General features: G+C 39.9%; 17 protein-coding genes. 10 read left to right on the top strand and 7 right to left on the bottom strand.

The features are described from left to right. Window positions 1-2 precede the first annotated feature (2 nt). Complete coding sequence (locus AACZ87_RS02920; protein ID WP_339864681.1) at window positions 3-2,168, top strand: molybdopterin cofactor-binding domain-containing protein; 2,166 nt, start codon at window positions 3-5, stop codon at window positions 2,166-2,168. Window positions 2,169-2,406: 238 nt separating this feature from the next. Here AACZ87_RS02920 and AACZ87_RS02925 read toward each other — a convergent pair whose 3' ends face one another. Next, the gene (locus AACZ87_RS02925) at window positions 2,407-2,751 is read right to left on the bottom strand and encodes a hypothetical protein (protein WP_339864683.1); all 345 of its coding nucleotides are present in this window, start codon (window positions 2,749-2,751) and stop codon (window positions 2,407-2,409) included. 104 nt (window positions 2,752-2,855) lie between these two features. On the opposite strand from AACZ87_RS02925, the gene AACZ87_RS02930 reads away from it, so the two are divergent. Then, window positions 2,856-4,010 carry a cysteine desulfurase family protein gene (locus AACZ87_RS02930; RefSeq protein ID WP_339864685.1) on the top strand — a complete coding sequence of 385 codons (1,155 nt, stop codon included), beginning with the start codon at window positions 2,856-2,858 and terminating at the stop codon, window positions 4,008-4,010. Between the two features lie 57 nt (window positions 4,011-4,067). On the opposite strand, the gene AACZ87_RS02935 is transcribed toward AACZ87_RS02930, so the two are convergent. After that, complete coding sequence (locus AACZ87_RS02935; RefSeq protein ID WP_339864687.1) at window positions 4,068-4,649, bottom strand: nucleotidyltransferase family protein; 582 nt, start codon at window positions 4,647-4,649, stop codon at window positions 4,068-4,070. 4 nt (window positions 4,650-4,653) lie between these two features. Further along, window positions 4,654-5,763, bottom strand: a complete 1,110-nt coding sequence (locus AACZ87_RS02940) for an XdhC/CoxI family protein (protein WP_339864689.1) — start codon at window positions 5,761-5,763, stop codon at window positions 4,654-4,656. 198 nt (window positions 5,764-5,961) lie between these two features. Here AACZ87_RS02940 and AACZ87_RS02945 point away from each other — a divergent pair, with 198 nt between their 5' ends. The 3 genes from AACZ87_RS02945 (at window position 5,962) to AACZ87_RS02955 (ending at window position 8,979) form a co-directional block, all read left to right on the top strand. Then, window positions 5,962-6,435, top strand: a complete 474-nt coding sequence (locus AACZ87_RS02945; protein WP_283413373.1) for a hypothetical protein — start codon at window positions 5,962-5,964, stop codon at window positions 6,433-6,435. 178 nt (window positions 6,436-6,613) lie between these two features. After that, window positions 6,614-7,420: a polysaccharide deacetylase family protein gene (locus AACZ87_RS02950; RefSeq protein ID WP_339864692.1), complete on the top strand. Its 807-nt coding sequence runs from the start codon at window positions 6,614-6,616 to the stop codon at window positions 7,418-7,420. A 26-nt stretch (window positions 7,421-7,446) separates the two neighbouring features. After that, window positions 7,447-8,979 (top strand): acetylxylan esterase, encoded by a 1,533-nt coding sequence (locus AACZ87_RS02955; protein WP_339864694.1) that lies wholly within the window; start codon window positions 7,447-7,449, stop codon window positions 8,977-8,979. Window positions 8,980-9,040: 61 nt separating this feature from the next. Here the strand turns inward: AACZ87_RS02955 and AACZ87_RS02960 are convergent, their stop codons facing one another. Both AACZ87_RS02960 and AACZ87_RS02965 read right to left on the bottom strand, forming a co-directional pair. Then, a complete protein-coding gene (locus AACZ87_RS02960; protein ID WP_339864696.1) occupies window positions 9,041-10,150 on the bottom strand; it encodes a hypothetical protein in 1,110 nt (369 codons plus the stop codon). Further along, on the bottom strand, window positions 10,150-11,274 hold the full coding sequence (locus AACZ87_RS02965; protein WP_339864698.1) for a hypothetical protein: 1,125 nt from the start codon (window positions 11,272-11,274) through the stop codon (window positions 10,150-10,152). The genes AACZ87_RS02960 and AACZ87_RS02965 overlap by 1 nt, the downstream gene beginning before the upstream one ends. A gap of 268 nt (window positions 11,275-11,542) precedes the next feature. Between AACZ87_RS02965 and AACZ87_RS02970 the strand changes: the two genes are divergently transcribed. Both AACZ87_RS02970 and AACZ87_RS02975 read left to right on the top strand, forming a co-directional pair. Beyond that, the gene (locus AACZ87_RS02970) at window positions 11,543-12,715 is read left to right on the top strand and encodes a hypothetical protein (RefSeq protein ID WP_339864700.1); all 1,173 of its coding nucleotides are present in this window, start codon (window positions 11,543-11,545) and stop codon (window positions 12,713-12,715) included. Further along, a complete protein-coding gene (locus tag AACZ87_RS02975) occupies window positions 12,715-13,914 on the top strand; it encodes a ChbG/HpnK family deacetylase (RefSeq protein WP_339864702.1) in 1,200 nt (399 codons plus the stop codon). The genes AACZ87_RS02970 and AACZ87_RS02975 overlap by 1 nt, the downstream gene beginning before the upstream one ends. A gap of 101 nt (window positions 13,915-14,015) precedes the next feature. On the opposite strand, the gene AACZ87_RS02980 is transcribed toward AACZ87_RS02975, so the two are convergent. Then, a complete protein-coding gene (locus tag AACZ87_RS02980; protein ID WP_339864704.1) occupies window positions 14,016-14,927 on the bottom strand; it encodes an oxidoreductase in 912 nt (303 codons plus the stop codon). A gap of 165 nt (window positions 14,928-15,092) precedes the next feature. Here AACZ87_RS02980 and AACZ87_RS02985 point away from each other — a divergent pair, with 165 nt between their 5' ends. The 3 genes from AACZ87_RS02985 to AACZ87_RS02995 all read left to right on the top strand — a co-directional run bounded on the left by AACZ87_RS02985 (window position 15,093) and on the right by AACZ87_RS02995 (window position 20,457). Beyond that, window positions 15,093-17,120 (top strand): M13 family metallopeptidase, encoded by a 2,028-nt coding sequence (locus AACZ87_RS02985; protein WP_339864706.1) that lies wholly within the window; start codon window positions 15,093-15,095, stop codon window positions 17,118-17,120. Between the two features lie 105 nt (window positions 17,121-17,225). Continuing rightward, on the top strand, window positions 17,226-17,486 hold the full coding sequence (locus AACZ87_RS02990; protein ID WP_339864707.1) for a hypothetical protein: 261 nt from the start codon (window positions 17,226-17,228) through the stop codon (window positions 17,484-17,486). 127 nt (window positions 17,487-17,613) lie between these two features. Next, a complete protein-coding gene (locus tag AACZ87_RS02995) occupies window positions 17,614-20,457 on the top strand; it encodes a pitrilysin family protein (protein WP_339864708.1) in 2,844 nt (947 codons plus the stop codon). Between the two features lie 133 nt (window positions 20,458-20,590). On the opposite strand, the gene AACZ87_RS03000 is transcribed toward AACZ87_RS02995, so the two are convergent. Then, on the bottom strand, window positions 20,591-22,636 hold the full coding sequence (locus AACZ87_RS03000) for a glutamine--tRNA ligase/YqeY domain fusion protein (RefSeq protein ID WP_339864710.1): 2,046 nt from the start codon (window positions 22,634-22,636) through the stop codon (window positions 20,591-20,593). Window positions 22,637-22,729: the final 93 nt, after the last annotated feature.

The following is a 22,729-nucleotide window of genomic DNA, read 5'->3' on the forward strand; positions in this document are numbered from 1 at the left end:
TCATGGCTACACTGACAAAAACTAACAGAAGAGACTTCCTTAAAATAGCCGGAACTACGGCTGGAGGTCTATTTATTGGCTTTAATTGGATGAGCTGTGATTCTCCAAAAATGGATGTGCTCAGCACTGAAGAAGTACTCGCAAATGCTAAGAATTTTAATGCATTTTTAAGTATTGCACCTAGTGGAGATATCGTGATTTATTCTCCTAATCCTGAATTAGGACAAAACATAAAAACTTCCTTTCCAATGGTGGTGGCTGAGGAATTGGACGCAGATTGGAGTAAAGTAAGAGTGCTTCAGGCAAATCTCGATACAGATAAGTATGAACGACAATTAACTGGTGGCTCTGGAGCTATGCCTCATTCATGGGAGCGGCTTCGCAAAGCCGGAGCTACAGCTAAATTTCTTTTGGTAGCTGCTGCTGCAAAAAAATGGGAGGTTTCAGCTGACGAGTTGAGTACGTCTGAAGGGATTATTTACCACAAAGCTAGCGGAAAGAAAATAGGTTATGGAGAAGTAGCTAATGATGCAGCTTTGTTGACTGCACCTAAAGAGATTACTTTAAAGGATAAGAAAGATTTTAAAATCATCGGGACTCCAGTTAAGAATGTGGAAAATGGAGCAATTTTCACTGGAGAGCCACTATTTGGACTTGATTTTTATAGAGAAGGGATGCTCCATGCAATGATTCAGCGGGCACCCTTTGGAATGAAAATCAAATCCATAGATGATGCCGCAGCTAGAAATGTAGCTGGTGTTAAAGATGTGGTAACTTTTGAGAATAGTGTGGCAGTGGTCGGAACGTCTACTTGGCCGCTGATGAAAGCAAAGAAGCTCTTAAAAGTGGAGTATGAGGCAGATGGAAAAGTAGAGAGTTCTGCAGATCACGATCAGATTTTCAAAGATCTACTTGCAAATGGAAAGGCTGAAGTAAAGCGGGAAGACGGAATTGTTCAAGCAGCTTTCAAGAATGCCGCACAAGTTGTCTCTGCTGAATATCAGTGTCCTTTCCTTTCACATTCGCCTATGGAGCCAATGAATTTCTTTGCGCATGTGCAGGCAGACAAAGTGGAATTGATAGGACCAACACAAACTCCTGAAAGTGCAAGAAGGGCTGCTGCAGAGGTTACTGGAATTGCTCCTGAGAATATTTCAGTAGAAATCACCCGATTAGGTGGTGGATTTGGAAGAAGACTTCGCGCAGATTATGTATCTGAAGCTGTTCACGTTTCCAAAATGATGAATGCTCCAGTGAAACTTACATGGAGCAGAGAAGATGACCTGACTGGAGGAGCTTACCGGCCAGCTGTTCGCTATAGATTTGAAGCGGCATTGGATACAGACGGAAATTTGATTGGCTACAAACTCAGAGGAGTAGGTATGAATGCCGGTAACAGTACTAGAGAACATAATTTTCCGGCTGGGGCAGTTGATAACCTTCTGATCGAGAATGTCAATTATGAATCATCCATTACTACAAATGCTTGGAGAGCTCCGATTACCAATTTCTTGGCTTACGCGGAGCAGTCATTTTTGGATGAAGTTGCCTTTGCTGCCAAAAAAGATCCTGTGGAATTCAGAATGGAATTGTTCCAAAAAGCCAAAGCAAATCCTGTAGGTGGAGAACTTCGCTATGATGTGGACCGAATGATTGGAGTTACAAAAATGGCTGCAGAGAAATCAAATTGGGGTAAAAACCCGAATGTTAAACAAGGCTTCTCTGTCTATTTTTCACACAGAACTTATGTCGCACAAGTAGCTGATATTGAAATGGAAAACGGTACTCCATCTCTAAAAAAGATTCATGTGATTACCGACTGTGGAATGGTGGTAAATCCTACCGGAGCTGACCACCAAGTTCGTGGTGGAGTGGTCGATGGAATGGGGCATGCGATGTATGGAAACCTGACCTTCGAAGGAGGACTTCCAACACAAACGAACTTTGATAAATACCGATTGATCAGAATGAAGGAAGTTCCTGCAGTGGATACCTATTATGTAGACAGTGGCTTTGACCCAACTGGACTAGGTGAGCCTTGCTTGCCGCCAACAGGTGGAGCTATCGCAAATGCTATCTTTAGTGCCACTGAAAGGAGATTGAGAAGTCAGCCTTTTATCGAGCAAAAGGAATTCACTGACCTTAAGTTGGGTATAAAAAGAGCTTAGAAAGTATCAAGACGTTAGACATAAGTATCTAGATGCTAGAATCAAGTAACAGGATTAAATAATCAAGAAAATAGATTCAAGAACTAAAAGAAAAGCACTTCCATAAATTTTTGGAAGTGCTTTTTATTTGATTTTAATGCCGCAAGTAGTTTATCAATGAGACTGTAAACTTTACTCTTGCCTCTCACTTCTTAGGTCTTAAGTCTAAATACTTATGTCTTGCTACTTGATACTAACTCTAAATCTCATCCATCTCTCTCTCAGGCCAATAAGGTCCTTTGAGATTCATATTGACTCCTTCAATTTCAAAAGTGATTTTAATTTGATCCCGCTTTTGATCGTGGATAGCAAGGCAAGCATTGTAATGGATAAGGTCAAATTCCAATTCGAAATCACCTGAGATTTCATCTTGAAAATTAATATCAGAAGCCAAATCCACCTTCTCGGTATGAGCACCTTCTTTCCTGAAATAATAGGAGAGAAAGATTCCCAAATCTTTTTGGTTTTCTCTTAAAACCTTCTTGAGTTCTTCTGAAGTTGGCTTTTCCGATGAGGGGAGTGTTAAGGTCCATGATTCTTGCATGGTTAAAATTAGTCAATTATTGTTTGTTCATCATTTAGCTGACAAGGTGAATTATGATTGATATATGTAATTCCTCACGCTTAAAAAATCCCTATTTTGCACTTATGAATTACCCGATTTACCTTGATTACAACGCTACCACTCCTTGTGTTCCAGAAGTAATTGAAGCTATGATTCCATGGTTTGGAGAACATTTTGGCAATACAGCGAGCAAGTCACATGCTTTTGGTTGGATGGCTGAAAATGCTGTAGATGAAGCTAGGGAAAATGTGGCAAATCAGATTGGGGCACTGGCCAAGGAAATCATTTTTACTTCTGGAGCTACTGAAGCAATTAACCTTGCAATCAAAGGGACTTTCGAGATTTTCAAAGGTAAAAAGCAACACTATATTACCTGCCAGACAGAACATAAAGCAGTATTAGACTGCATGAAATCCATTGAGGAAGCAGGGGCAGAGGTTACATATTTGTCTGTAGATAAACAGGGAAATATCAGCTTAGCTGATCTGAGAGCAAGCATCCTTCCGAACACCAAAATGATTTGCCTGATGTGGGCAAATAATGAAACTGGTATCATTCATCCAATCACCGAAATAGCAGAATTGGCAGAAGAAAAGGGAATAGTCTTCTTTACAGATGCAGTGCAAGCAGCAGGCAAAATCCCAATCTCTGTTGAGGGTGTGCACCTGATGGCTATTTCAGCACATAAACTTTATGGCCCGAAAGGGATAGGAGCGCTATACGTCAGACATAACCATTCATTGCCTAAGCCCCTGGCACAGATTCATGGAGGCGGGCATGAGAAAGGTTTTAGAAGTGGAACATTGAATGTCCCCGGAATTGTAGGTTTTGGTAAAGCTGCTGAGTTAAGAATGTCGGAAATGAAAGCAGAATCAAATCGACTGGAAAAACTTCGTGATCTACTGGAAAACAAACTCTTATCACTAAAAGATACTTTTTTGAATGGAAGTCAGAATAGACTTTCTCATGTAACAAATATCGCTTTCGGTGGAGTAGAAGGGGAGGATTTGCTCCGCAAAGTTTGCCAGAAAGTCGCGGTAAGTTCAGGTTCCGCCTGTACCAGCATTTCCCCAAAACCATCTCATGTGCTTCAAGCAATGGGATTAAATGCAGATCTTGGTAGAGCTTCGATTCGTTTTAGCTTAGGAAGGAATACTACCGAGCAGGATGTGTTGGATACGGTGGCTTGGGTGGAAAAGGTGGTGGGGGAATTGAGGGGGAAAAGTGGTAAAGTTTGAAAGTTGTAAGGCTAGGTAATCCAGACCTTGCAACTTTTATACTTTCCAACTTAAAACCTATAGGTTCAAGTCCCTCAAGTCCTCCTCAGTATCAATATCTACTTTGCCTTTAGTGAAAGTTACAGTGACCATATCATCTTCGTGCGCCATTGCAATTTTCTTCGCACCTTCATCACCTTTAAGCTCCATCAATTCTTTGAAATAAGCCTTTCCAAATAGAATAGGAACGCCAAATGTCTTGGAATATGCACAGGCTACAATGCCCTTTTCTTCCTTCTTCTGAGTCGCAATAAGCTTATTTAGGATCTTCGCATCCACAAAAGGCTGATCGCAAAGCATAATAATCACTTGATCAGGCTTGTCGAACTTCAACATGTACTCAAGTCCAACTTTTATGCTGGATGACATGCCTTTTTCGAAGTGTTGATTAGGAATATTGGGAATGCTTGCTCCTGGGAAAGTCTTTTTAATTTCGTCACGGTTTGCACCCAGCACCAAAACTCTTTTATCCACTTTAGCATCATTTGCAGCATCAATAGCGAGTTGAAGCAAGGTCTTTTCCTTATATTTTGCTATCTGTTTTGGATAGCCAAGTCTGGTTGATTCTCCTGCTGCTAGTATGATGATTCCTGTTTTCATGAGTTTAATCGTGTATTGGGCCTGTCTTATTTCGCAGAAAGGTACCTTGTTTTTTTGCCAAAACCGCTTTCACTTCTGCTAAAATGGACAAAGCAATCTCTTCCGAACCCTCAGCCCCAATATCCAAACCCATGGGAGAATAGATAGTTGCTTGATTGACAGGGATTCCTTTCTTAGCTAAGCGCTCAATTAATTTCTGGGACTTTTTTTTCGGACCCAAAATTCCCAAATAGGGCAGATCGAGTTTAGACAGCTCTTCCATTACCAAAGCCTCATATTCAAAATTATGAGTCATTAAAAGTGCTGCTGAATGTTCATCTGTTTCGAGGTGCTCAACGACTTCTTCCCCAGAACCAGTGATAATTTTCAACGCTGAAGGAAAGCGAGTAGGCGTAGCCAAGTTCTTTCTCCCATCAATGAGAATTACATCCAAACCAAGAATATCAGCCATCTTGGCTAGAGGAATTGTATCATTTCCAGCCCCAAAAAGTAAAATTCGAATGGTTGGTTTGATGGATTCGATAAATACTTGAATATCATCTAAGCTTTCATACTTACGAATTTTATGATGGTTTGTGTCCATGGATTTTAACTCGTCTTGGATTTTTTCCCAAAGAGGAGTTTCCAACTTATCTTCATCCCCAAAAACATGATTTCCTTTCAAAAGTATCTTTGTTCCAATCTGTTCTTGCTTAGAATATTTGACTGAAAAGACTGTAAGTAATCTGCTGAAAACCCGATCTTGGAGAGCGATTTTCAACAACTCTATTGGATTTATAGTGTTTTGATAATCAATGGGTTCTATCAATACATGAATAATTCCATTACAGCCTAATCCAACTCCAAACTTTTGGTCATCTTCATCTGTAGTATCGTACGTAACCAACATCGATTTCTGCTGGAAAATTACAGTTTGAGCTTTGCGTAGCGCGTCCCCCTCCAAACAGCCACCGCTTATAGCGCCTGTCAATCCACCATCTTCAGACACTAACATTCTCGCCCCAGGTCGTCGATAGGCAGAGCCATCCACCTGGACTACTGTTGCCAGCGCAGTATTCTTTCCAGCTACTTTATATTGCTCATAGGCCTCAATGATGGCTTTAAATTCTTTCATAGATAGATAATCTGTAAGCTTTCGTGATTTAAGTTAGGCTTCTGTTTTTTCAATATCAAAAGAATAAATGTGAACGGAGGCTAAGGTTTGAAATTCGTAAATATTTATTTGTTTTACGAAGCATGGAATTTTGCGATGAATGAAGCTTGATCAATATATTATGTTAAAATTTGAAGTTATTAATCACACCATTGACCAATGAAAATCCCAAGTCTAGCACAACTCAAAAAAGAACTCAGCTTTCTCAATGAGAAGGAATTGATCGAATTGGTGGCAGATCTTAGTAAATTCAGTAGAGATAATAAGTCTTACCTATTTTTTAAACTTAACGAGAAAGACCAACCACAACTGTATGTAGAAATGGTGCAGGAAGAGTTGGAGCTCGATTTTCAAACTGCAAGAGGTGATCATTCCTATTATGCAAAAAAGTCAGCTCAAAAGCTTCGCCGTAAGATGAACAAGCTACTTAAACTCAGTAAAGTCAAAACTGATCAAATAGAAGTGTTGTTGTTTTTCTGCGAAAAGCTTAAGGAATATGGCTTTTTGCGCCATAGAAATCAGGTGTTGGATAATATCTATCAAATGCAATTAGCAAAAGCAGTTAAACTAATCTCTGGATTGCATGAGGATTTGCAATTTGATTATGAGGGCAGAATTGAGGAGTTGACCTAAGCTTAAAACTCTTAGTTGACTTCAAGAAAAGTGTTGGTCGGTTTGCATGGTAGCAAGGCAAAAGATACTTTGTATCTAAATTGATAATAAACCTAGATAATACTAGCAGATTGTAGATCAACAAGCTATGTGTTCACCTTAGGATTAATTTCAATGAACCCAACCTAAAACCTGTAGAATGAAATCAATTTTTAAAATCCTATCACTGGGATTAATCTGTGTTTCCTACCACAGTTTTGCACAACAAACTTCCACTTCAAATGAACTTTGGCAAGGAAGACAAGCTGCTGTAGTTCTCACATACGATGATGCGCTGAATGTACATTTAGACAATGTAGTTCCTGCGCTAGAAGCTCATGGACTTAAGGGCACATTTTATCTTTCTGCATTCTCTGATGGTAGTAAGAATAGAATAGAAGATTGGAAAAAAGCGGGTTTACTAGGCCATGAATTAGGCAATCACACACTATATCATCCCTGTGATGCTTCTTTACCTGGAAGATCCTGGGTAAGTCCAGATAACGATTTACATAACTACACGACAGCCCAAATTCTGAAGGAAATCCGAATGACCAATGTGTTTTTGGAGACGTTGGATGGGAAAAAGGAGCGAACTTTTGCCTATACCTGTGGAGATACAGCAACTGGCGAAGGTTCATTCATGGAGGCTATCAAAGATGATTTTGTAGCTTCCAGAGGAGTTCGAGGTGCTTTGAATTTGATTGGAAATATAAATCTTCTCAATGTAGATAGCTATGGAATCAATGGAGAATCAGGTGCAGAATTGATTCAATTGGTAAAAGAAGCGCAAGAAAAAAATGCTTTGATAACCTTCCTTTTTCATGGAGTAGGAGGAGAGCATAACTTGAATGTGTCATTGGAAGCGCACCAGATGCTTATTGACTATTTGGCAGAAAATGAGGAAACCATCTGGACCACAACCATGCTGGAAGCAGCAAAACATGTGAAGGAACACCAGAACTAATACGCTCAATATACCCGAAACCTATTATGAAAAAGACAATTATTATAACCTTAATGCTTGGAATTGGCGGCTTTGCCACTGCTCAAACGACCAAAATTGACGCAAGCAAATATCCCGCACCTGTTACGTTTACCAATGAACAGGATCACGCCAATATGCAGCAGCAGTTGGGTATCAAAGTGCTTCGACCTGGGCCAAGCGGAAATGAATCTGCTCCAAATGCGGCAAATTACGATGAGGCAAAAGCAAACCCATGCCCTGAACTCCCAGATATTCTGACTACGAATAGTGGTCAAAAAGTGACTTCAGAGGATATGTGGTGGGAAACCAGAAGGCCTGAATTGGTAGAAGCTTTGGAGCGGGAAGTATATGGTAAGCTTCCAGAAAACATCCCTGATGTAACCTGGGAAGTGAAAATCACCGATCGGGAATTTGTTGCTAGAACTCCGGTAATTGCTAAACAGATCATCGGGCATGTGGATAACAGCTCTTATCCATTAATAAATGTAGACATCAATATGATGCTGGTAGTACCTGCGAATGCCAAAGGTCCAGTTCCAGTTCTGATGATGTTTGGTCGTCCATCTTTTCCCGCACCGGCACAACCGAATGGGGAGGATATGGAAACTTTGAACACATCTTTTAAGGAGATGATGATTAAGAACGATCCTTCCTTGCAAGCACTTTTTGATAAATATCCTGCTTACAATCCAGTGACTCGTTTACCTGGTCCAAACTTCTTTGCGCCAGCACCAACAGGAGATTCTCCATCCACAGAGCAATTGCTGGCTGCTGGATGGGGCTATGTAACTATTGACCCGAGCAGTATTCAGTCTGATAATCATGCCGGCATCACGAGAGGAATTATTGGTTTGGTGAACAAAGGTCAACCTAGATCTCCTGAAGATTGGGGAGCACTTCGTGCTTGGGCTTGGGGAGCGGCTAGAGCCTTGGATTTCTTGGAAACAGAACCATTGGTAGATGCTAAAAAAGTTGGAATTGAAGGTGTTTCCCGATATGGAAAAGCAGCTTTAGTAACGATGGCATTTGAGCCCCGTTTTGCGACAGCTTTAATCGGGTCATCTGGAAAAGGAGGCACCACTCTTCACAGACGAGTTTTTGGCGAAGCAGTAGAAAGCCTTACTGGTGGTGAAAACTATTGGATGGCAGGAAACTACATGAAATATGGTGCTGAAGAGTCGGTTTTTGGAAGAATGGATGGTTGTGATCTTACAGTTGATTCTCATGATATGTTAGCATTATGTGCTCCTAGGCCAGTTTTTGTGAGTTATGGCATTCCTGAGAGTGGAGATGCAAAATGGCTGGATCAAAAGGGGAGTTACATGGCTGTTGTGGCTGCTGGTGTAGCTTACAAACTATTAGGAGCAACTGATCTCGGCGTATCAAATGATTATATGAAAGAAGAAATGCCGCCTTATAATACTGATATGTTGGACGGAGATTTAGCTTGGAGACAGCACGATGGAGGACATACCGATGGACCGAATATGCAGCATTTTATTCCTTGGGCGAATCGGGTGTTGGATTACATGAAATAATTTTGGATTTATTGAAAAAGTTAGTGATGCAAAATCACGTTTGAAGTGAAGGAGTAAAGTATCATTCCTTCACTTCAAACGCTATAAATTGAAATTCTGAATCCTCTTGCTCAGAAGTCTGAATTTTCAGATCTGTTTCAAATAACCGATTCAAATTGTTCCCCACTAAATCCTCCAATCTACCTGAAACCCTAAACTTGTATTTTCCTTTTTTCCAATTTGAAAAAGGAGTGAATTCTATGCTTTTTTCCTCATTTCCAATTTTCCACACGCCTGCGATTTCTTGATTTTCTTGAGAAAAAATCTTGAAAACCTCATTGAGCAAACTATAATCGAGTGATTCTTCAAAGTTAACTTTTAAGGGTGATTTGGATCCTGAATGTGGAATATCTAAAAGCCAATCTTTCGGAGTCGGAGAAATACTATCACGAGCTATCACGGTAAAATCCTTTAGATAGTACCTATCTAAAACTTCACCATTTAGTCCTTTCCAATCAGATGAAACTATGAGCTTATATTTTTCAGATTTACTCAATGGAGCTCCCAATTTTTGATTAGGAATCAAGTCACGTTTGATTCTTCCGGGATCAAGCCAGACCGTTAGCATCGTCTGATCATCATTCCACAGCTCGGGTTGCAAATCCAAAAACACCCCTGATAGCGTATCAGAATCCCCCTTAATTAGTGTCAAATAGTTGATGGATTTACCTTCGCGCATTGGTTTCGAAAATTTCAAAAACAGCTTCAAGAGATTTTCAGGAAGACTATCCTGAGTAGGGTAGATTTCTATTAGTGAAACACCAGATTCAGTCGAGCTAAGATTAGGAATCAAAACATCACCCAGCTTGCCTTCCCCCTTAAACACCTCATAGCTCTGACCTCTGGTGAGTGGAATCAATGGAGAAAAAATTATCATTCCCCTCTCTTCTTTTAATTCTCCAAGAATTGGAACTCGATTACCTTCTTGCACTAGCCGAACTTCTATTTGAGAATTTCCAAGTTTATAATTGCTAGGTTTTTCAAATTGAAGTGCTACTGCTTTATCATTTTCCCAAACAATGGAAATTGATTCCTCAGACTCTTTAGAGCAGGAATAAAAGAGGAATATGAAAACAAAAAAAATCAGGTTAAGTGAAATGCTTAACCTGATTTTAAAAATCTTATTCATCATTATTTTAGCAAATCCTCAGCTTTATCTGTTGACCAAAGATCGAGTGATCCATTTGGCTTTTTTTGTAAAAACACCATCATATTGTCATCAAATTTCGCCAATTGCTGTACGTTGGTAAGAGGGGTAGATACAAAATCAACTCCTTCCGTTTTGACATTATCAGCCAGTGGTTCAGTCAATGATCCTTCAAAGCTTTCAATATCCTTAAAATCTACTTGGAAAACTGGATGTCTAGAATTTGCCATAACTAGGTATGATTTACCATCTTTTTCCATACTTATTAGGTCTAGTGGTTGATTTCCACTACCCATCTCTGCTATAGTTCTTCCCTTCACATGAGTACCAGCTTTTAATTCATCCAAAGGAAATAATACCAGTGGAGTACAAGTGTAGCTAGCAATCAAATATAATTTGCCATTAACGTTTCCAGTTGTAAAAGCCTTAATTGGTGAAGTCGTCTCATATCGGCCATGTGCTGCGTGAAAAATTTCTAAGGAGGCATAATCCTGCTCATTTGTAAATGGGAAAGGAATGCTTCTAAATGTTGAACTGAATTCTTTATTGGATATTCCGCTCACCATCAATTTGCCATCAGTATATTCTATATCTGAAATAGTAGAAACTCGAAGTGATCTTCCACGTCCATCTTTCTCGTCTACTCCTGGAGAGTTATTAAGCTGAACTTCGGCAAATTCTACATTGCTAAGAGAAACAGGAGAAAACTTATCCTCCGATAAGGTCATCAGAACTGGAGTACCATCTCCTGATTGGATTGCAAGGTAAAGCTTCTTAGAAACTGGATTGACCGCAATATCCAAAATAGAAATATTGTCAACTGTGGTTCCAAGTAGGGCAGCTATTTTTTGATCAATTGCTTGAACATTGATAGGAGAAACAGATGCAGGAATCTTGGTGTCCTTAGTGTTTACTGCATAAACTGCTGCGCTTTTGGAGTCTCCAATAAATAAAATCCCTTCGGGACCAAAAGTCAAAGAAGAAATAGACTTGACCTCCGGAGTACCCATCTTTAAATTATAGGGCAATTCGTCATTACCTCTAAAGGTCATAGCAGCTAGAAGTACCATGAGCGTGCTAAATGCAACTAGTAAAACTGACTTTTTCATATTAGGTTATAGTTAAGGTATATCTTATTGTTAATTAGGAATTTATGAATAATTAAATTCGATTCAAAGAGACTATTTACTAGCGGTAGAAAACCTGTTTTGCCACCTAATTGATTGCAACAAACCCACCTGAAGACAAATTGCTTTGCTGTCTTAAGCCTAGAAATGCTGTCTGCCAATTAGTTAGCAGGATTTATTCAAAAATTAATTAATTTGTAAATACTTTGTTTTGCACACTTTTTCTCAAAATTTTTAAAATCAAAAACATATGACCGGCTTAGCTGTTCTCGACGTCTTCATCAGTCTAGTTTTCCTTTATCTACTTTATAGTCTCTTTGCAATGACCATCATTGAGACGATCACTTCTGCATTTAGCTCTAGATCAAAGAATTTGATTACTGGAATTGACCGACTATTGGCCGATGATCATTTATCAACTACGATTAATCATACCTTTTTGAATCTCTTTTGGGTAAAGACAATTAATCCACTTACGAAGGCTTTTTACAAGCATCCAGCTATCAAATACCTTGGACACAAAGGAATTAACTCAAAACCATCTTATATCGCAAAGGATAGGTTCGGCAATACACTGATAGATTTACTTCGAAAAGGAGCTTACCTAGATGATATTCACAATATCTCAGCAACGCTTGGAATCATTCCTGAATACGATTCAAGTGCTTTGGCTTCACAAATAAAAAATCTAGAACTAGAGTTGGATGAGATCTCCAAAGGAGAAGAGGTTGTAAAAAAGGAGATAGATGAGTTAACGGAAAAGCTCGATTATCTCAAGAATGAGCTATTTCAACGGACTAACAAAGAGCATCCTTGGGAAATCGAAGGACTTTCAATTGGAGCCGAGACAAAATACCAACTCAAAAATCTATGGCTGCAGGCAGCAAATGACAAGGAAAAATTCAGAGCATTAATTGAAAACTGGTATGAAGATCAGATGGATAGGATTACAGGATGGTATAAAAGGAAATTGACTTTTTTGACCTTTATCGTTGGGTTTGCCATTGCGGCGATGTTCAACGTGGATACGATCCGACTCACGACCGAATTGGTGAATAACGATGAAATAAGAACTTTACTCGTTGAGGAAGCTAAATCCTACATGGCCACTAATTCAAATGGTACCACGACTGAATCGGCTGCGAATCAGAAAGATTATTTAGATTCTCTGAACACAGAAATGGCCAAATACAACTATGTTTTAGGAGTGGAGCGTAAGGAAAATCTTACTTTTTGGCAAAAACTATACGTTGGCCTTGGCTGGGTGATCACTGCGTTTGCTATTTCACTGGGTGCGCCATTCTGGTTTGACTTGCTGAATAAGCTGATGCAAGTCCGAAACTCTGTCAAGATTCCAATTTCTTCGACCAGTTCAAGCAATCCATCTACTTCATTAGATAACAATACAAAAGCAATAGGGTGATGGACACTTACAAAGGAATAGCAAGTCTATATGTGAATGTAAGGTTGGAAAGGCCTTCAGTCAATGCTCCAAAGTCACGAGTTTTGTCTCCTGGTACTGAAGTGGAAATCTCGCACGCAATAGTTGGCGAAGACTACTTGGATTCAAATATCTGGTATGTATTGACCAATCATAGTTTTATTTGGAGCAAGTCCATCTATACCACTTCAGAAGTGCCTTTAATTCCGAAAAAGGTAATTGTAACTGCAGATGACATAGGAATAGTAGATGAGATAGATGCTGGAGCTAAACTGGCTTTAAAGCAAGGGTGGATCAATTCCATCGCCGTACTCGTGAATCGACCAGACGATAAGGGTGAAAGCTATTTGAAGGGGTTTTGCGAGGAATTGAAGAATTATCCTGTCGGCGATCCTGAAAATTCACTTTTCAACACAACTCATATTGGGCTTCATTTTACAATTACTTCAGGCTCACCAGTCTCAGATTGGTCTCGCATATGGCTTCTGGTTGACGATGAACATAAGTTTCTTGACTTCAGGAAGTTTGATAAGAATTTTGAAGAGCCGAAATACATAGATCAAATCAAGCTTGAATTCTTTGCCCAATACGAAAAATTCAAACGAGCTTTTGGACGTGAACCAGACCATCTGACTTCACATCATGACGTGCTAACATTCAACAATCCCCTGTTTAGCTTCATGCAAAACTGGTCCCGCGAAAAGGGAATTCCTCTTCGGAACCATCGCTTCCTGCCTGAATCTAAACGCTTTTGGTACGATACGCTTGTACTTAGAAGTGTTGATTTACCTTCCATTACCAAGATGAATACTTGGGAAAGCAGCTTTGGTCCTTTTACCAAAGAAGGTGCTCAGCATACGATAGTTGATCATTATGGTCCAATCCCACCATTTGGAATCACTAGCTATGAAGAAGTTGTCTACAAAAAGCAAAGGTCATTGGACGGTTGGATGAAGGACTTTTTGATTAGTAGGGATACGCGAAGAGAGGTGGTGATTCACTTGATGAAATCAGGGTTTAAAGTCCAGTCTGATTTTGTGAAAGCATACAAACCTTTAAAAAAATCCTATCCAGGAATAGAGATTAAATACTTTGATGGGAGAGTAGCGGAATACTTATCACTCCAGAAAAACTGTTTCTGGAACAATGAACCTTGCCTGGGTCTTCACGAGAGAATCTGAAATCATTTGCCTATAAACGTAAGCAAATCCTCTCATCTGCAGATAATTCATAGTATAAGGTATTTGCTTTGAAACCTAAATAGTCCTAAAATTAGGATTGATCAAAGTGTAAATTCTTGGCCTGTCAATTTTTCAGAAGCTGCCCAAAGTTTACTTGCTACTAATAAATCATGAGATCTATAGGAAGAGTAGACTTGCACTGGTTTGCCCTTTACTTCTCTAAAACCTGATGGACCGAAATATTCTCCGCCTTTCACTTCAGGATCTAATGCTGCTCTCAAAGTAGGCAATGCCCCAGCTCTTGCGCTTTGACCAATCAGGGAAGCGAAAGGAGTAAATAGTGACGCTCCAATTGATGGAAGCAAATGCCCTAGGTTGGTACCAGAAAATCCTGGGTGAGCAGCCACTGATTTTACAGACAGACCGGATTTATCAATTCTTCGCTGTAATTCGTAAGTGAACATTAAGCAGGCTAGTTTGCTTTGCCCATAGGCCTTCCAAGTTGAATAGGATTTCTCCGCATTGAGATTGTCAAAGTCAATTTTTGCATGGGTATGTGCCAAACTACTCAGCATTACCACTCTCGAATCTTTGGTTTTACTAAGAATAGGAAAAAGCAGATTTACCAATAAGAAATGGGCCAGGTAATTCACCCCAATTTGGCTTTCAAATCCCTCCTTAGTTTTTTGGAAAGGCGGCATCATAATTCCCGCATTAGCAATGATAAAATCAAGTCTTTCGTATTTCTTGGAGACTTCCTTTGCAAATGCCTCCACAGATTCCAAGCTCATCAAGTCGATCAATATAATTTCAAGATCGGCATTGGGCACTTTTTTTAGAATTGAATTCATGGCTTCCTGCGCTTTGGGTAGGGAGCGGCAAGCTAAAATCACCGTTGCTTCTTTTTTTGCCAATGCCAAAGCAGTTTCGAATCCAAGACCAATGTTTGCTCCTGTTACGAGAGCAACCTTGCCTTTTTGTGAAGAAATAGATTCAAGAGAAAAGTTTTCCATGTAGATCAATAACTATAAGTACTTGAATGTAAGAAGGAAATGCTAAAACATAATATTATCTTTTGGTAATCCTACCACCGGTGGAAGCTAGGCTAGGGTCACTAACCTTCGGATTTGCCAACTCAGTTTTTTCATTTATCTTTTCCAAAACACCAGCAATCAGATATGAAAAATATACTTTATGCCTCAGCATTACTGATACTAATAGCTGCATGCAACCAGCAAGAATCGGCTGAGACTCCTCCACAAAGAGAATTTGTCAGTGTTGCCGGAATAGATCCATCTATCAAACCAGGCGATAATTTCTTTATGCATGTGAATGGGATCTGGTATGATTCTGTCAAAATAGCTGATGATCAATCTGGGGTTGGGTCCTATTCATTTTTGAATATTCCTCAAAAAGAACTACTCGAGGATATTTTAGAGGAGGTTTCAAAAGCAGAGAATCCAGCTGGAAGTATTGAGCAAAAGGTTGGTGATTTTTATGCCTCTGGGATGGACACAGATGCAATTAATAAAAGAGGATTTGAGCCAATCAAACCTATTCTTGAGGAAATTGAGGCAATTTCAGATTTACCTTCATTGTTGAGCTTTGTCACAGATGAGATCAAATCCAATACCGAATCTATCATAGGTCTTGGGATTTCTCCGGATGCCGAAAATAGCAGCATAAACATCGCTCATTTTAGCCAAACTGGGCTGGGTTTGCCTGATCGCGATTACTTCTTCAATACTGATTCTTCTACGATCGCTATCCAAAATGCATATAAGGATTATGTTTCGACACTTTTCGAATTAACTGGAAGTGAAACAACTGAAGCTCAGAGGAATGCGGAGAAGGTGTATGAAATTGAAAAACAGCTGGCTCAATCTCACAAAACTCGTATCGAACGAAGAATTGTAAAAGAAAATTACCATAAAATGTCCGTAGCCGAACTGAATCAAAAGCAACCGACAATTGGCTGGAGTACCATGCTTGAGCAGTTAGGTTTGAATGCAGATTCGGTGGATGTTCGTCAACCAGCCTATTATGAGACGTTGAATAAAATGCTGAAGTCAGTTCCTCTTTCCGATTGGAAAATTTATGTCAAAGCCCATACTCTGGATTCATTTGCCGAGGTGCTAAGCAAGCCATTTGAAGATGCCTCATTTGATTATCAAAAAGTAATTAATGGTCAGTCAACCCAATTGACCAGAGCTAAGCAAATGGTACAAAAAGTGGATAGACAATTAGGGTTTGCTTTGGGCCAATTGTATGTGAAACGCTATTTCAATGAAGATGCCAAAAAGCGGGTTCTTGATTTGGTCAATAATCTTCAAAAAGCTTTTGAAAGCCGAATCAATCAATTGGACTGGATGAGTGACAGCACCAAAACTCAGGCGAAAGAAAAGCTGTATGCAATCACAAAAAAAATAGGCTATCCAGACGAATGGAGAGAATATGATGTCACTATTGATCCAACCAAGTATTTTGAGAATGTACTTGCCCTTCGCAAGGATCAGAGTCGCTATCAATTGGATAAATTCGGCAAGGCTCCAAATAAGCTAGAGTGGGGTACGACTCCTTCTACTGTGACAGCGTATTACAATCCATCTTTGAATGAAATCGTTTTTCCGGCAGGAATCTTACAGTATCCTTACTTTGATCTGTATGCTGATGATGCGATCAACTACGGTGGAATCGGAATGGTAATTGGACATGAGTTAACCCATGCTTTTGATGATCAAGGAGCGCAATATGATAAGGATGGTAATGTAAAAAACTGGTGGACTGCTGAGGATTATGAGAAGTTCAAAGGCAAAACGCAGCAATTGATCGAGCGCTATGACACGTTCACTGTCTTGGATTCTGTACATGTGAAAGGCGCAATGACTATTGGAGAAAATACCGCTGATAACGGCGCTTTATACATTGCTTATGAAGCCTTTAAGTTGACAGAACAAGGTCAGGATACTACAAAAATCGATGGATATACTCCTGATCAGCGATTTTGCCTTTCAATCGCCAGAATCTGGAGAGTGAAAACAAGGGATGAGTTTTTGAGAACTTATGTTAATACAAATTCGCATTCGCCTGCTGTTTGGCGAGTAAATGGACCGTTGATGAATTTTGACCCTTTCTATGCTGCCTTTAATATTCAGCCAGGTAATTTGAATTATAAGTCAGAAGAAGAGCGCATTAAGATCTGGTAAATAAGCTGGAAGTCTGGAGACTGAACACTGTAGAAACAAATCTTTGGTCTTCAGTCTCAAGGCTATTTCTTATCTTTGAACGAACCAACAACCTCACTTATATACATGTTTGAAGGACCTGATTATCCTGGATCAATCACAGAAGAAGAGTTTGAAACCTGGTTGGAAGAGGGAAGAGCTAGTAAAATTAGCTATCATTTTTTGCTGATAGTCTGGAACGTTTATGACGAAAAGTACAATCCAGTCTATGTAGAAAGCCGAGGAGAAATAGGCAAATATGAGTTGTATCCTGATGCAAGAGGTTCTGAAGCTCTTATTGCAGTTTATGATCTCTATTCAGAATCTAGAATTAGTATAGGAGTTTGATTTAGACCAAATCATAGCCCATTTCAGCCAAAGTTAGCTCAACTAAAGTAGGGTAGGCCGATCAAACAATAATCGATTGAATATGAGTGATTATTCATTTATTTAGCGTCTTGAAAACCATCCTACCATGATAAAAAGAGCCACGCCACTACTATTTCTTGTACTCATTGCATTTGGCTGTGAAAAGAAAACTGAAACTTCCTCAAAGGAATTCAAAGTTGAATATGAAAAATTCGAGCTAGACAATGGTCTTGAAGTTATTTTTCATATTGATAAGTCTGATCCCGTTGTCGCTGTGGCATTGACTGCTCATGTAGGTTCAGCGCGTGAGAAAGAGGGGAGAACCGGCTTTGCTCATCTTTTTGAGCATTTACTTTTTCTAGAATCAGAAAACTTAGGTAAAGGCGGTTTGGATAAAATGACTGCCAGAATAGGCGGATCAGGTGCGAACGGCTCTACCAGTCGGGACAGAACCAATTACCTGCAAACAATACCTAATGATGCCTTGGAGAAAATGATTTGGGCTGAAGCGGACAAGCTTGGCTGGTTTATCAATACAGTTACTGATCCTGTTCTAGCGAAAGAAAAGCAGGTAGTGAAAAATGAAAAGCGTCAGGGTGTGGATAATCAGCCTTACGGACATACTTCTTATGTAATCGATAAAAACCTCTATCCCGAAGACCATCCATACAATTGGCAAGTAATCGGTTCTTTGGAAGATCTTCAAAATACAAAGTTGGAGGATGTAAAGGAGTTTTTCAGAAGGTGGTACGTTCCAAATAACGTCACGCTAACTATTGTAGGCGATTTCGATCCGGAGCAAGCAAAGACTTGGGTGAAAAAGTATTTTGATGAAATAGCTTCTGGAGATCCTATTGAGCCGATGACACCAAGACCGGGTAAGGTAGAAGAAATCAAGAAGTTATACCATGAGGATAACTTTGCAAAGCTTCCTGAACTAACCATGACTTGGCCAGCTGTGGAGCAGTATAGTGATGATTCCTATGCATTGGATGTACTTACAGATTACCTCTCTAACGGTAAATCTGCTCCATTAAACGTTGTCCTGGTGGATGAGAAGCAGTTGACCTCGTCTGTGAGGATGTATAATAGAACATCTGAATTGGCAGGTCAAGTGCAGTTGTCAGTTCGAGCTTTTGCGGATAAGGATTTGGATGAAGTTGCTGTGGCTATTGAAGAGGGATTTGAAAAATTCGAGTTGGAAGGCATTTCAGAAAAGGATTTGGCTAGAATCAAAGCTGGGCAGGAGACAAGCTTTTACAATGCACTTTCCAGCGTTTTGGGAAAGGGAGTTCAATTGGCTCAATATAATATTTTTGCTCATGATCCTGGATATATCAGTCAAGATATTCAAAAGGTTTTAGCAGTAAGTACAGAAGATGTGATGCGCGTTTATCATATGTACATCAAGGATAAGAATTACATCGCTACTAGTTTTGTGCCAAGGGGAAATCGGGAAGCAGCACTTGAAGGATCAGAGAAAGCTGAAGTAGTGGAAGAGAAAATAGTGCAGGGAGCAGAAGAAACCTTTGATGCATCGGTCCAAGCTAGCTATGAAAAAGCTCCTTCGACTTTTGATAGGTCTATAGAACCTCCTTATGGCAAGGCGCCTGAGGTGAAAATCCCAGCTGTTTGGGAAGACTCTTTGGTCAATGGCTTAAAAGTATATGGTATTGAAAATCATGAAGTTCCGTTAGTTCAGTTCAATATGATGATTGATGGTGGACAGTTATTAGATGATCCAAATAAAGTGGGGGTAGCAAATCTTTTGGCACAGCTAATGACTAAAGGCACAAAGACGAAAACGACCGCCGAGCTAGAAGATGCAATAGAACAACTGGGGGCCTCAGTAAATGTATACGCGACTACAGAAAGCACCACAATTTCCGTTACTACTTTAAGCAGAAATTACGATGCTGTAATGGCTTTAGTGAAAGAAATCATTTTGGAACCACGCTGGGATGTTGCTGAGTTTGAACTCGCCAAGCAAGCAACTTTGAGTAGAATTCGTCAGCTGGAAGGTAGTCCAAACATGGTGGCTCAAAATGAATTTAACAAGCTAATCTATGGCGAAGGAAATATCCGCTCGCAAAATATCCTTGGCTCGATTAAATCTGTTGAGGAGATTACCATGGATGACCTGAAGTCCTATTATGATAATTACATTTCGCCATCAGTGACGAGAATGCATGTGGTAGGTGATTTAGGTAAAGTAAATATTATAGCTTCTCTCCAAAACCTCATTACAGGTTGGGAGAGCAAAGAAGTAAGTATTCCTACTTTCGATGCTCCTGTAAGACCGGAAAATGCGCAGGTTTATTTCTATGATATTCCTGATTCGAAGCAATCCATGCTTCAGATTGGCTATCCAGCTCTTGCATCAACCAATCCCGATTACTATCCTGCTGTGGTGATGAATTACATCTTAGGTGGGGGAGGTTTCGCTTCTAGACTAACTCAGGAACTACGAGAAGGAAAAGGCTATACGTATGGAATCAGATCTTCATTCACAGGTGGAAAAATCGCTGGGCCATTTAGCATTAGCAGCGGTGTGAGAAGCAATGTGACTTATGAGTCAGCGCAACTTGTCAAAGATATTCTATCTGACTATCCATCAACATATTCTGCAGCGGATCTTGAAACGACAAAGAGCTTTATGATTAAAAGTAATGCAAGAGCTTTCGAAACTGCAGGAGCAAAGCTAAATATGCTTGAAAATATCAGTGAATTCGGTTGGGATTCAGATTACGTAAAAGATCAAGAGCAGCTTGTAAATGAGATGACTGTAGAAAGAATTCAGGAGTTGTCTGGTAAATACTTAGACCCTAACCAAATGATCTGGCTGATCGTTGGCGACGCCAAAACCCAATTGGCAGGTTTAGAAAAACTAGGCTTCGGAAAGCCAATTCTTATCAACAAAGAAAAGGTATCCATGGACGTGGATAAGTAGGAACGTATTTGTCATGGTTGCAAACCTGACCATTCTCTAACTGTAGTTTAGTAAAAAATCGCTCGTCGAATATTCACGACGAGCGATTTTTTTACTTATACCTCGACACTGCAAAGTACACCAGAAATCAATTTTAAATTTTCTTAGCTTCTCCTACCAATTCTTCGTTTCCATCTGACAAACCGGCTTCTATAAAAGCATCAATTTCAGCATTTCTCTCCTGTCCTTTATTCAATAAGACTCCTAAAGCGATCATTACACCGATACGAGTTCCGACTTTTTTAGCAGCAGTATTGAATAGGGGAGCCAATTCCTCGTAGCTCACCTCTTCGGCTAATTTCGCGATATCAGCTCTCGCTGCAGCCAATTTATCACCAGATAAATTGGTGTATTTCTTCGCAATTTTCTGAATTTCATTGATAGCGGAACGCTGACCCTGAGCTTGTCCACTACCTTGGTTAGGTTGCTTGGTAGGCTGACTTTGTGGTGAAGAAGCAGCTGGTGCTTGCTTAGCCCATGAATCTCTCAACCCGACAGTTTTGTTGAATACCAACTTCTCGGCAGAAGAGTCTTTATCCAAAGTGAAATAGCCTAATCTCTGAAACTGAAACTTATCATCAAGAGTAGCCTCTTTAAGGAAAGGCTCCAAATAGGCTTCTTTGATCACATTTAGAGAGTCTGGATTTACGAATTCCATAAAATTCTTGTCCTCATGACTGTCTGGAGCTTCGTCCAAAAATAGTCTATCGTATTCTCTAACTTCTGCTTTTACCGAATGCTGAATAGATACCCAGTGAAGCGTTCCTTTTACTTTTCTTGTACTAGCTTCAGTTCCAGACCCAGATCTTGAATCCAAGTCAGCAGTACAATGAATCTCTGTAATATTGCCTACCCCATCTTTTATTACTTTCTCACCTTTGATGATGTAGGCGCTTTTCAATCGTACCTCATTCCCCAAAGTCAAGCGGAAAAACTTATTGCCCGCCTCTTCTTTGAAATCTTCTCTTTCTATATACAATTCACCGCTAAACGGTAGGTCGTGAGTTCCTGAATTAGGATCTTCAGGGTTATTTTCAGCGGAAAGTATTTCAGTTTTCCCAGCAGGATAATTGGTGATTACCAACTTCACTGGATCCAAAACACCCATCACTCGGGTAGCTGTTTTGTTCAAATCCTCACGGATGCAAAATTCCAACAGAGAAACATCTGTCACAGAATCACGCTTGGAAATTCCGGAAACATCAGAGAATTTACGAATAGAATCAGGCGTATAACCTCTTCTTCGAAGTCCGGAGATAGTAGGCATGCGTGGATCATCCCAGCCCGTCACTGTTTTGCTTTGTACCAATTCAAGCAACTTTCGTTTGCTCATCACGGTGTAGCTCAGGTTTCTTCTGGCAAATTCACGCTGCTTTGGTCTCAAAAGGGTAGGGTCATAGATTTGATCCAAAAACCAATCGTATAACTCCCGGTGCATTTTAAACTCCAGTGTACAAAGCGAGTGAGAAATCTGCTCGATATAATCCGACTCACCATGTGTCCAATCATACATTGGGTAAATACACCAATCCGTGCCCGTACGGTGATGTGCTTTTTTCACAACTCTATATAAAATAGGGTCACGCATCAGCATATTTGGTGAAGCCATATCGATTTTGGCACGAAGCACATAGCTTCCTTGCTCAAATTCTCCAGCTTTCATTCTCTCAAATAAATCAAGGTTTTCTGCTACAGAAGTATCACGAAAAGGGCCAGCCACACCAGGAGTAGTAGGAGTACCTTTTTGTGCAGCCATAGCATCCGCAGATTGCCCATCTACATAGGCTTTTCCTTCCTTAATCAACTGAATCGCCCAATCGTAGAGCTGCTGAAAGTAGTCTGAAGAATAACATTCTGTAGCCCATTGGAAACCCAACCATTGAATATCACGCTTGATCGCATCCACATATTCCTGTTCCTCTTTGGCAGGATTGGTATCATCAAAGCGAAGATTAACCGGTGCATTATGCGTCTCACCCAAACCAAAATTCAGGCAAATGGAAGCAGCATGACCAATATGTAAGTAGCCATTTGGCTCGGGCGGGAACCGAAAACGAAGTTTATCAGGAGATAAACCTGCAGCCAAATCGTCTTTAATAAGTTGTTCTAGAAAATTAAGTGATGAGGATTCTTCAGTCATAGATCAAAATTGAAAGTCAAAATTAAGTCAATTGACTTGAAAAGCAATTAATGAAAGGTGCGGTTGTCTGTTGAAAAGTTTGTGAAGAATTAT

It is taken from the genome of uncultured Algoriphagus sp. (genome assembly GCF_963974365.1).
In the GTDB taxonomy this organism is placed as follows: Bacteria; Bacteroidota; Bacteroidia; order Cytophagales; family Cyclobacteriaceae; genus Algoriphagus.

Bases quoted from the DNA above. Each gene is read 5' to 3' on its own strand.
- AACZ87_RS02925 (WP_339864683.1), bottom strand. From the start codon at position 2,751: ATGCAAGAATCATGGACCTTAACACTCCCCTCATCGGAAAAGCCAACT.
- AACZ87_RS02935 (WP_339864687.1), bottom strand. From the start codon at position 4,649: ATGAAAACAGGAATCATCATACTAGCAGCAGGAGAATCAACCAGACTT.
- AACZ87_RS02945 (WP_283413373.1), top strand. From the start codon at position 5,962: ATGAAAATCCCAAGTCTAGCACAACTCAAAAAAGAACTCAGCTTTCTC.
- AACZ87_RS02965 (WP_339864698.1), bottom strand. From the start codon at position 11,274: ATGAAAAAGTCAGTTTTACTAGTTGCATTTAGCACGCTCATGGTACTT.
- AACZ87_RS02930 (WP_339864685.1), top strand. From the start codon at position 2,856: ATGAATTACCCGATTTACCTTGATTACAACGCTACCACTCCTTGTGTT.
- AACZ87_RS02980 (WP_339864704.1), bottom strand. From the start codon at position 14,927: ATGGAAAACTTTTCTCTTGAATCTATTTCTTCACAAAAAGGCAAGGTT.
- AACZ87_RS02920 (WP_339864681.1), top strand. From the start codon at position 3: ATGGCTACACTGACAAAAACTAACAGAAGAGACTTCCTTAAAATAGCC.
- AACZ87_RS03000 (WP_339864710.1), bottom strand. From the start codon at position 22,636: ATGACTGAAGAATCCTCATCACTTAATTTTCTAGAACAACTTATTAAA.
- AACZ87_RS02960 (WP_339864696.1), bottom strand. From the start codon at position 10,150: ATGATGAATAAGATTTTTAAAATCAGGTTAAGCATTTCACTTAACCTG.
- AACZ87_RS02995 (WP_339864708.1), top strand. From the start codon at position 17,614: ATGATAAAAAGAGCCACGCCACTACTATTTCTTGTACTCATTGCATTT.
- AACZ87_RS02975 (WP_339864702.1), top strand. From the start codon at position 12,715: ATGGACACTTACAAAGGAATAGCAAGTCTATATGTGAATGTAAGGTTG.
- AACZ87_RS02955 (WP_339864694.1), top strand. From the start codon at position 7,447: ATGAAAAAGACAATTATTATAACCTTAATGCTTGGAATTGGCGGCTTT.
- AACZ87_RS02970 (WP_339864700.1), top strand. From the start codon at position 11,543: ATGACCGGCTTAGCTGTTCTCGACGTCTTCATCAGTCTAGTTTTCCTT.
- AACZ87_RS02985 (WP_339864706.1), top strand. From the start codon at position 15,093: ATGAAAAATATACTTTATGCCTCAGCATTACTGATACTAATAGCTGCA.
- AACZ87_RS02950 (WP_339864692.1), top strand. From the start codon at position 6,614: ATGAAATCAATTTTTAAAATCCTATCACTGGGATTAATCTGTGTTTCC.
- AACZ87_RS02990 (WP_339864707.1), top strand. From the start codon at position 17,226: ATGTTTGAAGGACCTGATTATCCTGGATCAATCACAGAAGAAGAGTTT.
- AACZ87_RS02940 (WP_339864689.1), bottom strand. From the start codon at position 5,763: ATGAAAGAATTTAAAGCCATCATTGAGGCCTATGAGCAATATAAAGTA.